Source organism: Microseira sp. BLCC-F43 (assembly GCF_041929235.1).
In the GTDB taxonomy this organism is placed as follows: domain Bacteria; phylum Cyanobacteriota; class Cyanobacteriia; order Cyanobacteriales; family Aerosakkonemataceae; genus Microseira.
In genome coordinates this window covers 38,064-53,244 of sequence record NZ_JBHFNP010000337.1, presented here as the reverse complement: position 1 = coordinate 53,244, position 15,181 = coordinate 38,064, and the positions used below count along the sequence as shown (strand labels likewise).

Below are 15,181 nucleotides of genomic sequence, written 5' to 3'. Positions count from 1 at the left end.
TAACTCTGTATTGGGGAGAGGTTGAAGAGAATTAAGTTCCCACTCTTGTGGGGTAGGCATCTTGCCTGCCCTTAACTCTGTATTGGGGAGAGGTTGAAGAGAATTAAGTTCCCACTCTTGTGGGGTAGGCGTCTCGCCTGCGCTTAACTTTGTATTGGGGAGCAATCTAATAAATTGACCCTCAGAAACCTTGATGCATTGATTATTCGTGCATACTTCCACCACCGACATTTTGTTTGCCGTCAGCGTTCCGGTTTTATCCATGCAAATAACCTGAACCGAACCCAAGGTTTCTACGGCATCGAGGCGGCGGATGAGGACGTTGTGCTGCCGCATCTTGGCAATACCCAGGGCGAGGGTGGTGGTAGCAACTGCTGGTAGTCCTTCGGGAACTGCTGCAACTGCTAGGGATATGGATGTTTTGAGCATTTCCAGGAAACCATATCCGCGCCAAAGTCCGATAGCAAAGACAACGCCGCAAACTGCCCCGGATATGAATACGAGTTGATTTCCAGCTTGGTCGAGTTGTTTTTGCATTGGGGTTTCGGGTATTTCCGCTTCGCCTACGAGGGTTTGGATCTTGCCCATTTCGGTATATTTTCCCGTGGCGACGACAACGGCATAACCTTGTCCCCCGGTGACTAATGTTCCCATGTAAACCATGTTCGCGCGATCGCCCAAAGGAACATCTTCCCCGACGAGGGTTTCAATTGTTTTGTTCACCGGCATACTTTCACCCGTCAGGGCAGACTCATCCACACTCAAACGATTTGCTTCAATTAATCTGGCATCTGCGGCGACATAACTGCCCGGTTTAAGTACTAAAATATCCCCCGGAACAACTTCAGCAGCGCTAATTTCTATTTGAGTCCCATCTCGGATTGCCAATGCTGATGGTTTAACCAGACTTTTCAGCGAATGAATTATCTTTTCTGATTTGCTTTCTGTGGCGTAACCGATGATGGCATTAATAACAACCACGCCCATAATCACCAGTGCATCTGCAATTCCTCCCGTGACAACCGAACAAGCCGCCGCGACGGTTAAAAGACCGACTGGAAGGGATTTAAACTGTTCGATAAAAATACTTAATCCCGAGCGCGGAACGGATTCTGATAAAACATTTTCCCCGTATTTCTTGAGCTTTTCTCTCGCAGATTTGCTCGATAATCCCGCTTTTTTTGATGTTTTAAACTCCGCCATGACAGAGTCTGGCGATTTTAGATGCCAGGGTGCAATTTTTTGCCCTTGAGTCGCAGCGGGCGGGTTTTCCACATAAACCATAATTTGGCTTAAATTGCTTCTATCTTTAGGTAGATTTTTGACCCGTTCTTGAGTTGAGACAACAGGGGAATCTGTTCCTACTATATATTTCCGGGTGCGGTCAATTGTAGTTAGTGAAAGTTGGGGCTCTGCTCCTAGTTGCATCCTACCAACTTGTTGCGACCACAGCCGATATTTCCCGCCTTGTTTTCTGTAGTCTAATACAAGGCGTTCGATCTCGGTGGCGATATGGTAAAAGCTGCGATTTGGAGCGAAAAAGACGAGAATATTGCCAGTTAAGGGGTTGGCACGAACTTGCACGATGCCAAAGTCCTTAGCCAGGTTGAATTCTAGGTGTTGTTTGAGAGATTCCGAATGGTAAAGTCCGTTGACTTTAAACCTAGCCCTTCCCTTGACAGCGGTGTGGATTGGCTGAACCAAAGGGTGGTTATTTTTATGGGTAGTTTCTGTGCGAGCGCTCATTTTTCTAATTGCACCTTGTCCGTCGCTCTCTTAACAATTCCGCATTTTAAGATACAGAAAGAATGTGAGTAATTTGTGAGGTTTTTGTCAATAAATGTTACAAAATCCTAATATACCGAGGTGAGCGCTCGCTAAGCAGCAAACAAAGTATGTGCCAAAAATTACTAATACACGACTTACGCAAGGGCGTTCATATCACTAAAGTTTCTGGGTAGATCTCTAGTTGCCTTGACCGACGATTTTGCCAAGAAACTTTGGCGATATCCGTAATTCCTGTAAATAATTTAGTTGCCAAATTGGCAACCAGCCTTTGATTTTCTTAGCTACATTTTTGAGAACGACTTACTTGCCAGATAAATCTAGAGAGATCGACTGTATGCACGCGAGCTTACAGAGCAGAAAGCAGTGAGGTAAGTCGGGTTTTTTAATAGCTAAGGAGAATGTAATGTCGTTAGAAATTTTCGCAAAAGTCAAAGAGTTCATTGTCAGAATGGTGAAAGACCAAGATTTCCGCGCCGAACTAATGAGCGGGAAAGTCGAACAAATTAGAACAGCGATGCTAGAAAGTGGCTATAACTTTTCCACTGAAGAATTTGAAACAGCCACGCTCAAAATATTGGAGTTAAAAGAAGCGGGTGAATTCCACGAACTCTCTGAAGCAGAATTAGTGGGAGCCGTGGGTGGGTATATAAGAAGGCCTCCTACGATGCAGCCAATGTACGGGGTAATCTGGTGGCCTCCAAAACCATATCCAAAACCGCTACCGCAACCGGAACCGGAGCCTTGTCCGAAGCCAATCGAGCCGATCTATCAAGCGTTGTATGGAGTGGTAATCGAGCCAATCGAGCCGATCGAGCCGTATCCACCGGCGCAAGCGGAGTACGGAGTTGTGATAATTGATCCAAATCAATTAATGTAAGTTGCTAGTGACATAGAGCCAAAGAAACCCGGTTGCTGAGCCCTCGCCCAGAAGCAAACCAAGTACGTGCCAAAAATTAGTAATAGTTACATCCCAAGGCATTGAAACTTTGGTGAGCGGAAAAATCGTGGTTTTGACGCTAAAGAAACCCGGTTTCTCTGAAAAATCGTGGGTTTCTTGCGAGAAATCTACTCAGAAACCAACCGGGTTGATGACTGGGGTAATGGATAATTGTACTGAGCAGACTGCCAATCAATCCAATTACCAATTACCTATTACCAACTTATAACTAGCAACTTGAGTTAATACAGGACTGACGCACGACGAGCGTATCATCAAAGTTTGTTGCTACAATCTCTAGTTGCCTTGACCGACGATTTTTCCAAGAAACTTTGGCTATCTCCGTAAGTCATGTAAATAATTTAGTTGCCAATTTGGCAACCCGCCTTTGATTTTCTGAGATACAGTTTTGAGAACGGCTTACTTGCAAGCTCAATCTAGAGCTCCTCGACTGTATGCACCCGCTCTGACACAGCAGAAAGCAGCCAGGTAGGTCGGTTTCTTTACTGTCTAAGGAGAATGTAATGTCGTTAGAAATTTTGGCAAAAGTCAAAGAGTTCATTGTCAGAATGGTGAAAGACGAAGATTTCCGCGCCCAACTAATGAGCGGGAAAGTCGAACAAATTAGAACAGCGATGCTAGAAAGTGGCTATAACTTTTCCACTGAAGAATTTGAAACAGCCACGCTGAAAATATTGGAGTTAAAAGAAGCGGGTGAATTCCACGACCTGACTGAAGAAGAATTAGTGGGAGCCGTGGGTGGGTATATAGGAAGGGGTCGTAGGATCCAGCCAATGGACAAGGTAATCAGGTGGCGTCCAAAGCCGGAACCAAAACCGCTACCGGAACCGGAACCTTGTCCAAAACCAATCGACGTGCAGCCGGTTTATGGGGTGGAGATCGATTGGAGCGCTCTGGACGGATTGATGGGTCAAGCGGCGTATGGAGTGGTAACCGATCCAATGGACGAATTTATTATTGCAACTGTAGCAGAGTAAAAGTTGCTAGTGACATCGAGCCAAAGAAACTTTGGTGAGCGGAAAAATCGTGGGTTTGACGCTAAAGAAACCCGGTTTCTCGAAAAAATCGTGGGTTTGACCTAAAGAAACCCGGTTTCTCGAAAAAATCGTGGGTTTCTTGCGAGAAATCTCGGAAGAAACCGGGTTTCTGACTCAGGGGTTTCTGACGCTCGGTAATTGTACAGAGGGCAATTAGCAATTAGCAATTACCCATTACCAATTACCGCTGTTAATGATAACTAAAACTCAAAATGAGGGTTAGCACCAATGCAATATCGTCGCACCAGTTATGCTGTCTGGGAAATTACTTTAAAATGCAATTTAGCTTGTAGCCACTGCGGTTCCAGAGCGGGAGATGCACGCAGCAAAGAACTTTCTACAGAAGAAGCTTTGGATCTCGTCCGGCAGATGGCAGAAGTGGGAATTAAAGAAGTGACTTTGATCGGCGGTGAAGCGTTTCTGCGTCCAGACTGGCTGGAAATTGCTGCCGCTATTAACCAGGCGGGAATGCGTTGCACCATGACAACTGGCGGCTATGGCATCACGTTAGAAACCGCAGGCAAAATGAAGCAAGCGGGTATTGTAACGGTTTCAGTTTCGATTGATGGTTTAGAAGAAACCCACGATCGCTTGCGGGGCAGAAAAGGGTCTTGGAAATACGCTTTTAAAACCATGAGCCACCTGAAAGAAGTGGGGATTCCATTTGGTTGCAACACTCAAATTAACCGCCTGTCTGCACCGGAATTTCCCCGCATTTACGAATGCATTCGCGATGCGGGTGCGCGGGCGTGGCAAATTCAGCTGACCGTGCCGATGGGAAATGCCGCAGACAACGCACATATACTGCTGCAACCCCATGAATTACTCGATATCTACCCAATGATTACCCGCGTCGCCCGTCGTGCTTACAGTGAAGGCGTGCAGTTGCAGCCGGGAAATAACATCGGTTACTATGGCCCGGAAGAGCGAATGTTACGTAGTCGCGGCAAAGCTAATGAATGGGCATTTTGGCAAGGATGCGGCGCCGGACTTTCCACGTTGGGAATTGAAGCTGACGGTGCGATCAAAGGTTGTCCTTCCCTACCGACTGCTGCTTATACGGGTGGCAATATCAGAGATCGAAGCTTGAGAGACATTGTCGAACATGCAGAAGAATTGCGCTTTAATTTAGGCGCAGGGACACCCGAAGGCACAAAACACATGTGGGGTTTCTGCAAAACCTGTGAATTCGCCGAACTTTGTCGGGGAGGTTGTTCTTGGACGGCGCATGTTTTCTTTAACCGTCGAGGTAACAATCCTTACTGCCATCACCGGGCGCTAGTTCAAGCCGAACGAGGCGTCAGAGAGCGGGTCGTTCCTAAAGTTCGCGCACAAGGACTGCCGTTTGACAATGGTGAATTTGAATTAATTGAGGAGCCAATTGATACTCCCTGGCCCGAAAACGATCCGCTGCACTTTACAGCCGACCGCATTCAGTGGCCTGAAAGTTGGCAGGATGAAGCCGACGTTTCTTCAGAACTTACGCAGGACGAACCGATCGCTAAAGTTTCTGCCTAGATCTCTAGTTGCCTTTCCCGACGATTTTTCATAGAAACAAAGGTTCCTGTTCTTATTCGTTAGTTGCTGGTTAATTAAAGGAGGGTATAGATCGTGACAGAAAATTCTTCTAGCCAAAATGCAAAATTTGATGGGGAACCCTCCCTGCTTCCCCGCCAAGCTTGGAACAGTCAATTAGCTTATTTCAAAGCAGTTTTGAAAGCAAAGCAAGCCTTAGATCGAAGGCAAAAATTTAATTGAGTAGCGAAGAAACAAAGTAAATCCGAGGGATAAGCGAGCAATCTAGAATCCCCCGCTACGCCAGCGCCACCCAAAAGTTGCGGTGCCGCTTGAAAGGTGACGATCTCAATGGGATTTTCTCAGCTTAAAGATAGCTAGTCCCAAGCGATCCGGGGCGGAACATTGCCTAGTTTCTGAAGGTGAAACACCGACCCCACTACCTTGCCCCAAAGCAAGAGCGAAGCAAACTTAACCCAGTCATGGAGATGCAGAAATACAGAACTTTGTATTCCTTCATCAAGATATTCGTGATTTCCTAGCAGGCAAACCCGATCTATTGCAGCGAATTTTGGCACACATGAAGCGCCCCTTAGCTGATGCGGCTGCGGTGAATTCTACCCGATTTGCCATGGTCAAAATGACGCAGCATCTGTGTGACACGGTGAAGTGTTGCACGGGTGGCAGAACAAAATTTAACCGCACTCAGCAGGGGTTTGAAAAGGCTCACAGTATTGATGCTGCCTGGGTTGGGGAGTCTGGCGCCCGGGTTCAACTGCGAACAAACCAGCCTTTAATCGTGACTTGTAAGGGTGATGGAAATCGCCAAGCTCGTCGCGTCAATGGGTGAGGATTCCCGGCAGTTGAAAAGGCGAAAGACTTGTTTCATCACGTCAGTGCAGGTGACATCGTTAAAGTTCATCTCGTAAAGCACAGAAAGAAGGTGAAACCACCCGACTTACACGACGCAGGTCAAGACCCCGACCCAGAAAGGATGCGAAGTTCTGATTAATGGAAATCCTATCACTTTATCGACGATGAAAGACATTGTTTTTGTACACCGTAGTGATGGGTATGGATATGTATTCTAAAATGCTACTTTTTGCGCGAAATTACTCCGATATGACGCTACTAACTCAAGTTGCTAGTTATCTCTCTGGGAGCGGCTAATGGCTAATGTCAGTAAAAATCCAAGATTAGCAATTAGCAATTAGCAATTAGCAACGCCGTTGTTTATAACTAGCAACTTGCGTTACTAGATGATATCGACCAGCTGCTTTTTGCCATTTGGCAAGGTGGTATGGGGTGGGGAAGGCTGGTGTTTAATTAGGCGGTCAATTTCCTCTAAAGCTTCTTCCATACCTTGAGAGGCGATGGGTGAGAGGTCATTGCTTAACTCAAAGTTGACCGCCGGTATGCCTACCCACCAAGCTTGGGGATGAGCATTGTACAGTGCTTGCGCGATCGCTAACAACATTTGCGGGTCGCTGGTATGTCCCGTTGTGGCTACGGAATGGGCGGGTTCTAAGGGACATACCCTTACTTCCTGCGGTGTCGCCTCGGTATAAGCATCTACAAAGATCGCGCGATCGACAACAGCAAGTTCCTCCGCCAATTCCGGGGTGAGTTGGTGAACCGCAAGACTTCGCAGGTTAGGCACTCTCCATTCTGCCACCGCACGTGCTACCCTTTGTCCCACCCCGTCGTCGCCCCGCAGTTCGTTACCGTAGCCAATCACCAGAATAGACTGACGCAGGGTTTTTAGCGTAGCTGTTAAATGGCAACTCATAATTATTCCCTCAATTTCTCCCTTTTTTCGTTGAGCAGGACATTATTTGAGCTTTTGCGCGCGAGGCGACCTGCTTTCGTCCAAAGCCAACTCTACTTTCAGCTTAGGAGGAAAATTTGAGGAAGCCGTGAGGAATCGTTTCTCTGTAAAACTACGCAGATAACGGTAAACTTAGATATTCGTTCTTAGGTTAGATCTAAAGTACCAGCGGCATTGTGCCGCGAGCGCTCAAATCCCTCCTCTCAGTAATTATACGGTAATGCACTTCTAAGTAAGTGTTAAATTTTTATAATAATTTACGTAAATTTTAAAATAACGGTTAGATTAATAATTTTTTGATGAAGATTGGGTACAGGTGCTGGAACAGCGGCAGGGAAAAACCTTAGATTTAGTAGATGGGTAAAGCTTGAGCGATCGCCAGCTTTTGGCTTTCAGTAATTACCACAGGTACAACTGGCGGAAAAACTTTGGCGATACGCAAGGGCAGGCACAGTTAGAGATCGCATCTATTTCAAGCTTTATACACCTAGATAGATGCCAATTACCTGAGATTTGGTGCAAATTCTTGGCATGGTAAAATTGCTTTGCAGGAAGATGCTTGGTGTCGCTTTTTACCCTTTAATAGAAACCAATTCATAAATTCCCTGGAGAGACTCGATTAATGACGAAGAATCTATCAGTAGTAGCTGCTGGAGCTGCTTTGCTTACTTTTGGGACGGGTGCAGTGGGTGGGGCGGCGATCGTTCCTGGTAATCTGGAGAATATTGAAGGTAACGCTAACAGGGGTTTACCGTTCAATAGTTCTTATTTTCCCATGTCTTCGCTGCGGTATCAGCAAGTATTTGCCGCCAGGGAATTTTCATCCCTATCCGAACCATTCCTGATTACCCAAATTCTCTTTCGCCCTGATGCCGTTTGGGGCTGGTCTTTTTCCTCGACTCTGCCCAATATTCAAATTAACCTTTCCACAACAAAGAAAGCCCCTGATAGTTTAAGTACGATTTTTGCACAGAATGTCGGTTCAGATGAAAGGGTAGTTTTCAACGGGCGACTGTCGCTTAAGAGCGCATTTACTGGCGCTGCAACAGCGCCGAAAAATTTTGATATCGCCATTAATTTGGCGACGCCATTTCTCTATAACCCCAGTGCGGGAAATCTTTTACTCGATGTGAGAAACTTTTCAGGAGGCTTTTCAACTCAGTTTGATGCTGAGGACACTTTTGGAGATTCTATATCCCGCGTTCTCAGCACTCGTGTCGGTGCATCTACAGGTACGGCAGATACTTCGGGATTAGTAACAAAATTTGTCACAACATCAGCAGTACCCAGAGTACCAAACAAGGCAGTTCCCGAACCTGCCTCGGTGCTGGGTATACTGGCTGTTGCTGCTTTCGGTGCAACTTCAGCACGCAAGCGCAAGGGTTGTTTAAGTAGTAACTCAAGTTGCTAGTTAGCTAATGGCTAATTGCTAATGGCTAATTGGGTAGCATTGTTCTTTCCATTAGCAATTAGTGGTTGCGGTGCGTTACGCGCAACGCTTACGCACCCTACATTTACTGGGAACGCAATTAGCAATTAGCAATTAGCAACTTGGGTTAATTAAACTGCCATCAGTTGTCGATCTTCTGGCGCAAGATTGAGTTTTGTTCGCCCCCAGATCCAAATAGCACCCAAACCTAGCAAGACGACAATCAAATCGAGAATGCCACCCAGCACGGGTATTGCTGTCAAGATGACAAATGCTACCAAGCCAACAACTAGCGCCACAAAACTCCTATATGTGGCGTGAGGGCGCAGTTTTTGCAGTAGCCACCGCCCACCCAAAAAGCTGAGGACAATTTGAGGCACGAAGCTGGTAACAATTCCGAATCCAATTAATAAGGCGAAATTAGCCAACATACCAATGCCGATGGCAGGCAAAATTAAGTTTGGTAGGGTGAAAGCCAATACCATCATCAACAGCATCGTGACGATAGCGATGGCGATCGCCGCCGCAAACACGGTAACAAATGTCACAACACCCCATCCCAAACTCGGCAGTGGCTTCGCTTGCACAGTCCCTGCCAAGGTGCGAGTCCAACCGGGGACGAACCGCAGCAGCAGCCAGCCAATTAGCACCAACGCACCAAAACGCTGTAATTGATAGAGCAGATTGTTAGTTGAACGCTGCGGCGTTGAGGTTGCAACCCCTTCCCTCTGCAACGGCTCTCGTACCACACCGCCTGCTAGTTGGGCTTTTGGACTAATTTTTGCTTCATTAACCGATTGGTAAGTCAGTTTGCCACCAATGCGAGCCGTATCGGTCAGGGTAAGACCGGGTTGCACTTTCGGTATTTCTACGGGGGGTTTTGGTGCAAAAGGAACCTCTAAAGGCTCGGAGTCGCCAACTGCCGCGACGCGCAGGTTCTGACCCACGGTGCCGCTGAGGGCAAAGGAATTCATCGCGCCTAAGACGTTTTGCTTAACGTTACCTGCCAATAAAGCTTGAGCGCCGATAAAGTTGAGATTGCCGCCGATTGTGCTACCTGCCTTATTTTCCAAACTCAAGCCAGCAGCGATCGCATCATCTCCCACCCGCGCTTTATTCCCCAGGGTCAGGACTTGTCCCGCGATGCGGACATCATCGCCAACGGTACCGTTAATCGTCACCACTTGACCAGCGGCAATTAAATCTCCCTCGACTTTACCGTTAACGGTGACTCGCTTTCCAGCCAGTACCGCATCTCCTTTCACCGTCCCGTCGATGGTGATAGTTTCCTCAGCCAAATATAAGTCATCGTTAATCACCTGCCCAGCGGTGATGATAACTTGCTTTGGAGTTGGATTGTTGCTCGACCAAACTGGGGTAACAGCCAATAGCAGGGGTAATAACGCCAAGGCTAAGAGGAATAGGAGTCCTCTTTTAGTTGAAATTCGCCATCGTTTGATGTGGTGCATCATTTTTTTCTCCCTAATATGAGAACGACGCTCCTAGAAACCGGGTTTCTTTGTCTGTTAATGAGAAATTCCAGATGGGAGCATTTGATTTCAACTACTTTCGAGCCTTGGCGGATATTCAACCTGATCTAGTAATTAGAATTAAGCAGACTAGCCATGAGGTTGAAATTATTGTCCACCCAACCAATCAGATTGAAAATGTTGTTAGCCAAGCGGGGTGGTTTAGAAATCAACGTATCCAACTCGATTAAGCGTTTGAAATCGATATTTCCGCTCCCATTAAACTTAACTCCCGCCAACTTCATGATATTCATCAATTCTTGCGCCACAATGCCGTAGCCAATTGTAGTCGGATGCACTCCATCTAAAGAGAATAAACCGCCTTGAATCCGCCCCTGGGCATTAGATAGATAAAACATGGAATCCGGCTTTGGTTTGAGGACTTGCAGTGGTTGTGGCAAGGGGTACTCCGTCCACCAATCTGGTCTGGCATCGGGGTCTTCAATATAGCGGCGAGATGCCAAACGATCTAGCAAACCAACGGTTTCAAACAGATACCAATCTCGGCCTTCAGAGCGACCCTTTCGCACTGCATCCGCGATAAACTCGTTGTATTGGTCAATCGCACTATCGATCGCTCTGGCTTCCTGTGCGGTGATGTGCGGGTGCTTTTTGGAGTCGAATTCTGCGTCGCCGATCCAAGGTAAACTGTAGTGGGGAAAATATCGCGAACCCCGCTCAATTTTATGGCTTATGCCACGGGCAAAAGGCACGATTGTGACGTGAGGAACCGTACCCCAAATCACGTGACGGGCGCGGATTTTCTTAACTTCCTCGACCATTTCATCCAATTCGGCCTTAAAGTGAAACGGATGCCAAACGGTATAGATATCGTTTTTATCCATATCGTCGTAACCGTCACCCGTCCACTTCACCTTAAATGTCAGAATACTGCCGAGTGCGTTATTAGCACCGATGAGGATAATTAAGGTTTCAATCCCATCTCCATCGCCAGTTTCAGAGGTTCCTTCTGCACCCAAAGCTGCGGCTGCTTGTAGGGGTGAAAGTGCTTTCCCCGCTTTATCTCTTGCCGAGTTCAACACCCGCAACGCGGCGCGTTCGTTGTGATTGCCGACGATTTGCTGCACGGGATCGTCTTTGGGTGGATTGTTAGCAATAACCTGTTGGCAAATATCCGCCGTGCGCGAGATAGTATTCCGCAAATCCCAGCCATAAACTGCCAAGTTGTGGTTAATTTTTGTTTGGGTTGGTAAGCGGGAACCATTGCCCCGTTCCCAATAATCCTCAACGGCGTCCATCGATGATTGTAAAAATAACCCAGCTGAAACAAATTCCCACCAATCGATATTGCTGCCAAATTTTGCTTCTAAATCTCGCGCTAGTCGTTCGATGTTAAGTGGTAGTCCATCCCCCGGACTGTTGTAAACTGGATAGCGGAATTTATCAAACCAGCCTAATTCTTTGGCAATCATTGCCGGATAGGAAAGGCTGGTATTAAAAATCGCTCCACTTTGAAAACCGTGGGTAAGCGAGTCGCCAATGGTGACGAGTCGATGGCGGGGCGTTCCTTGTCGGTTAACGTTAACTGGAATTCCTAGCTTTGGATCGGTTTCCGGGCGGCGCGGTTGGGTTGTAACATTTACATCGGGCGGTGTTTTCGGATCGAGCATTTCGGGCGTTAGTTGTCTTGCCATGTAGCCTCCTAGTAATCGATTATTAGGTAGAACTTACGCCCATATTCCCGGTTTCTCTGAAAAATCCTTGGTTTGGCAATCAGAGATATGCCTCCGGCACGCGCAAGGGACGACGGTCGAAACCGGGAATAAGCCTCGTCGTGCGTAAGTCCTGTTAAGGTATAATAACGCTCCAAAAGCATTCAACTGAGATCCGGAAGCACGCAATATTTCGCAATTTTTACCCAACCTAATTCCTTGCCGTTTTATGACACTACAGACTCTTTTTCTGGTGCAGTTTCGATTTTATGAACGATCGCTTGCACGGTGAGAACGGAACAGGGCGCATGGTGGAGAACGTAGTTGCTGACACTACCCAAGAATAACTCGCTCAAACCCGCTCGACCCCGACGCCCGACGACAATCAGGTCTGCGCCCCAATTCAGGGCTTTTTCGCAGATAATTTTACCGGGACTACCGGGTATTTGGGTGAATTCGGCGTTGATGCCAAGGGTATTGGCACTCACGGTGCGCTCGCGCAACAATTCCAAGCATTTCCCTTCAAATTCATCCCACTGCTTGCGATAGTTCATTACGATTTCTTCTCGCACTTCGGGATATATCTCCGGATACAGATCCAAACTGGAAAATCCAGCTATTTTTGGACTGCCCTCTTCTTCGGAAGATAATACGTGCAATAACATCAGACTCGCTCCCATCGCCTTAGCAAGAGTTAGAGCTTCCTCAAAAACGCGATCGCCGATGTAGGAACTGTCCATCGCTACTAGAATTTTGCGTAACATAATTTTGGGTCCTTTTTTTGAAAGGATTTTTTTTGTGATTAGCTTTCTGGGTAATTGCTAATTGCTAATTGCTAATTGCTAATTGCTAATTGCCCCTACACCTATTTCCGATGCAACCGGAAATGATATTATTAGCCGCTCAAGGCGCTGATTTTTCTCAGATCCGCAAAAATCCGATTGGTTTTCCCGGTTAAACTTTTCGGAATCGGTTAATTTTTTTATGCTTCAAGCTTTTTGATTTCAGCAGCCATCGGCAACAGCAATTCTTTCATCTCTAATGATGACACCTTTATTCGTATTTTTCTATACTTTTTTTCTAATCTACATATTTCTACAACTTTCCTCACAACTGCAGTTTTGGATGGGCAGTTCGCTTTCCAGGGGTGATATCGAATCCGGTTGCATCGGAATTACAGCAGTTTTCAATTGGGTGCAACACAGTTATTGTAGGGGCTAAGGCTAAAGTAAGCTTTGTCGCTAGCACAAAGTTCCTCTAGCCTTAGCCCCTACTAATGATTCAAATGCAACCGGAATCCAGATGATGAAGCGATCGCCCGCCGCCCATACTCCTAAACTACCCCGCTTTGGAGCCGATACCACATTGGGTATAATTTGATCCATCCTTCTCTGGGAGGATTTAGCCGGTTAACAGTATTCTAAAATGACTTCTTTTTGTTTTTCTCGCAAGATTTTAACTAACTCTTCTATTAAATTACGGCGAATTGAGATATTTTTGGGCAGCAGGGGGTTTTGGTAAAAGTCGTTAATTTTCTGACCTACTAAAAATAAAAGCGAATCCGCTGACAAAATTTCCCTAACTAACATTACAGAACCATTATTATCGTCAGGCAATCTAGCTATATCGCAATGACATTGTTTTAAAATTTCAATTGCTTTTGACATGGTTAAGATGCCTTCTGTGACTAAATCAATCCCCTTTAATTTTCCAATGGGGGGAAGGTCTTTCCGCATTGTCTCAATTTCCATGTCAATTGTTTCCCCCAAATAATTAGCGACAATATTCCCCGTTGTCCCGCCGCAAATGACTTTTCTACCCTCGAATTTTAACAGTCTTTCTACATACTCTCTATCCTTATTTTTATCGATAGGGGGGCCAGTAAATATCATTAATGGGTTTGTTTTCCTAACGTACAAGCCTACAAAGGTTGCATCATCGCCAATTTTGCCGCGATAAAGCGAATGAGTTTCTTTGATAACGCTATTAACAATATTCCGCGAATTATGAACTTGGCTAACAAACAATTCTTCTATATGTTTAGCGATGCTTTCCCATCCCCAACCAAAATTTAGCGTTTGCCCCAATCCTGCATAAAGGATACCATCGCTAATTGCCCCTAAAAAATCCCCATTTTCCAGATAACCTTCGGCTACGGTAACTTTTTTATCTAAAATCTGTTCGGTTTTGGTTTCTAATTTAACCAGCTTACCTTGTTTAAAATAAAGAACTGGAGGATTATCAAAATTAATCGATTTAAACTTATTCGTTTCCCGTTCTATTTGAATAATTGTAAATGTAGCGTAAGCAATTTTTCTAACTTGACAAATCGGTAAAGTTCCGATAACGGTTTTAATTACCTCTTCTATAGAAACATCTGCATTGAGCATTGTAATAATAATTTCTGTGGTTAAGGTAGCCAGAATATTGGCTTTTACCCCACTCCCTAACCCATCGGATAAAACAATTGTAGTTTTCTTTTCATTTTTGCAAAACTTGACTTTGTCGCCGCAAAGTTCTTCTTCTTTTTTATTTAAACTTAAATTGTAAATATCCAAAAAGTTATCCATCTTCAAACACCTCCTGTTCCAGCATTTTGACTATTTTTAAAAGACTGACTTTTGTTTCTGCGGTTGTTTCTCCCAGTAACCCAGCAATTTGTTGGGCGACTTTCATTTGATTGTCTACGACCTCGTTAACTTTGGCGATGGTTTCGGTTTTTAATTTGATGATTTCTTTTTGGCGTAGTTTGTCATGGGTGGTATCAACCATGATACAAGCGACGATGCTTTCATCGGGGATGGGAAAAATCACTTTTCTGACATATAAATTATGTTCTTTGTATTCGGATTCTTCCACGCGAATCACTTCATTTTTATCCCAAACTTTTTGAAAATCCCTGACGTCGCTTTTCAAAATGTAGGATACTGGCAGACCAATTATCTCTTCTGAGTCTACACTAAACATTTTACAAAATGCCGGGTTGACAATTGTAATATTCATTTCCTTGTCAACTACTATTAGACCATTGGGGTCATATTCCCATAACAGTTCCCACAGACTTTTCTCGTTTTTTTTCACAATCCCCTGCCTTTAAATTATATTTGGCAATATTTCGTCTTTGAATTTTTGCTCGACGTTTTCAGGACTAATCTTGCTGAAGACTTTATCTTTGTATTTCATCACTATACCATCGCTACAGGTTTCTAGACAAAAAGATCCCTTGAGTTCGACTTTGTCTTCGAGTTGATATTGGATCATCATACTTTGGAGTTTGGGCAAGACTTCATAAACTCCCAGTTGATGACAAGCGGAACCCATGCATAGATAGAGATTTTCTTTCATAGGTGATTGCTAATTGCTAATTGCTAATTGCTAATTGCTAATCTAGTATTTTTACCGATTGAGCGATTAGCCATTAGCC

General features: G+C 45.3%; 15 protein-coding genes. 6 read left to right on the top strand and 9 right to left on the bottom strand.

Features of this window, described 5'->3' with window-relative positions:
* Positions 1-1,746, bottom strand: a 1,746-nt coding sequence (locus ACE1CM_RS44610; RefSeq protein WP_374885933.1) for an HAD-IC family P-type ATPase, incomplete at its 3' end; no start/stop codon positions are given.
* Between the two features lie 445 nt (positions 1,747-2,191).
* Between ACE1CM_RS44610 and ACE1CM_RS44605 the strand changes: the two genes are divergently transcribed.
* From ACE1CM_RS44605 to ACE1CM_RS44585, 5 genes are all read left to right on the top strand, one after another.
* Positions 2,192-2,665: a Nif11-like leader peptide family RiPP precursor gene (locus ACE1CM_RS44605; RefSeq protein ID WP_374885932.1), complete on the top strand. Its 474-nt coding sequence runs from the start codon at positions 2,192-2,194 to the stop codon at positions 2,663-2,665.
* 584 nt (positions 2,666-3,249) lie between these two features.
* The gene (locus tag ACE1CM_RS44600) at positions 3,250-3,723 is read left to right on the top strand and encodes a Nif11-like leader peptide family RiPP precursor (protein ID WP_374885931.1); all 474 of its coding nucleotides are present in this window, start codon (positions 3,250-3,252) and stop codon (positions 3,721-3,723) included.
* A 288-nt stretch (positions 3,724-4,011) separates the two neighbouring features.
* A complete protein-coding gene (locus ACE1CM_RS44595) occupies positions 4,012-5,301 on the top strand; it encodes a nif11-class peptide radical SAM maturase 3 (protein WP_374885929.1) in 1,290 nt (429 codons plus the stop codon).
* Between the two features lie 93 nt (positions 5,302-5,394).
* Positions 5,395-5,541, top strand: coding sequence for a hypothetical protein (locus ACE1CM_RS44590; RefSeq protein WP_374885927.1), 147 nt, complete (start codon positions 5,395-5,397; stop codon positions 5,539-5,541).
* 337 nt (positions 5,542-5,878) lie between these two features.
* Positions 5,879-6,148, top strand: a complete 270-nt coding sequence (locus ACE1CM_RS44585) for a hypothetical protein (protein WP_226577851.1) — start codon at positions 5,879-5,881, stop codon at positions 6,146-6,148.
* A 405-nt stretch (positions 6,149-6,553) separates the two neighbouring features.
* Here ACE1CM_RS44585 and ACE1CM_RS44580 read toward each other — a convergent pair whose 3' ends face one another.
* Positions 6,554-7,087, bottom strand: coding sequence for a hydrogenase maturation protease (locus ACE1CM_RS44580; protein WP_374885925.1), 534 nt, complete (start codon positions 7,085-7,087; stop codon positions 6,554-6,556).
* 661 nt (positions 7,088-7,748) lie between these two features.
* Here ACE1CM_RS44580 and ACE1CM_RS44575 point away from each other — a divergent pair.
* The gene (locus tag ACE1CM_RS44575; RefSeq protein WP_374885923.1) at positions 7,749-8,537 is read left to right on the top strand and encodes a PEP-CTERM sorting domain-containing protein; all 789 of its coding nucleotides are present in this window, start codon (positions 7,749-7,751) and stop codon (positions 8,535-8,537) included.
* A gap of 149 nt (positions 8,538-8,686) precedes the next feature.
* Here the strand turns inward: ACE1CM_RS44575 and ACE1CM_RS44570 are convergent, their stop codons facing one another.
* The 7 genes from ACE1CM_RS44570 to ACE1CM_RS44540 form a co-directional block, all read right to left on the bottom strand.
* Complete coding sequence (locus ACE1CM_RS44570) at positions 8,687-10,027, bottom strand: polymer-forming cytoskeletal protein (protein ID WP_374885922.1); 1,341 nt, start codon at positions 10,025-10,027, stop codon at positions 8,687-8,689.
* 125 nt (positions 10,028-10,152) lie between these two features.
* Positions 10,153-11,739: a hypothetical protein gene (locus ACE1CM_RS44565; protein WP_374885921.1), complete on the bottom strand. Its 1,587-nt coding sequence runs from the start codon at positions 11,737-11,739 to the stop codon at positions 10,153-10,155.
* Positions 11,740-11,984: 245 nt separating this feature from the next.
* Complete coding sequence (locus ACE1CM_RS44560; protein ID WP_374885919.1) at positions 11,985-12,521, bottom strand: universal stress protein; 537 nt, start codon at positions 12,519-12,521, stop codon at positions 11,985-11,987.
* A 477-nt stretch (positions 12,522-12,998) separates the two neighbouring features.
* Positions 12,999-13,142: a hypothetical protein gene (locus ACE1CM_RS44555; protein WP_374885917.1), complete on the bottom strand. Its 144-nt coding sequence runs from the start codon at positions 13,140-13,142 to the stop codon at positions 12,999-13,001.
* 24 nt (positions 13,143-13,166) lie between these two features.
* A complete protein-coding gene (locus ACE1CM_RS44550; protein WP_374885915.1) occupies positions 13,167-14,327 on the bottom strand; it encodes a SpoIIE family protein phosphatase in 1,161 nt (386 codons plus the stop codon).
* Complete coding sequence (locus tag ACE1CM_RS44545; protein ID WP_374885914.1) at positions 14,320-14,838, bottom strand: PAS domain-containing protein; 519 nt, start codon at positions 14,836-14,838, stop codon at positions 14,320-14,322. The genes ACE1CM_RS44550 and ACE1CM_RS44545 overlap by 8 nt, the downstream gene beginning before the upstream one ends.
* Positions 14,839-14,850: 12 nt before the next feature.
* Complete coding sequence (locus tag ACE1CM_RS44540) at positions 14,851-15,102, bottom strand: (2Fe-2S) ferredoxin domain-containing protein (RefSeq protein WP_374885913.1); 252 nt, start codon at positions 15,100-15,102, stop codon at positions 14,851-14,853.
* Positions 15,103-15,181: the final 79 nt, after the last annotated feature.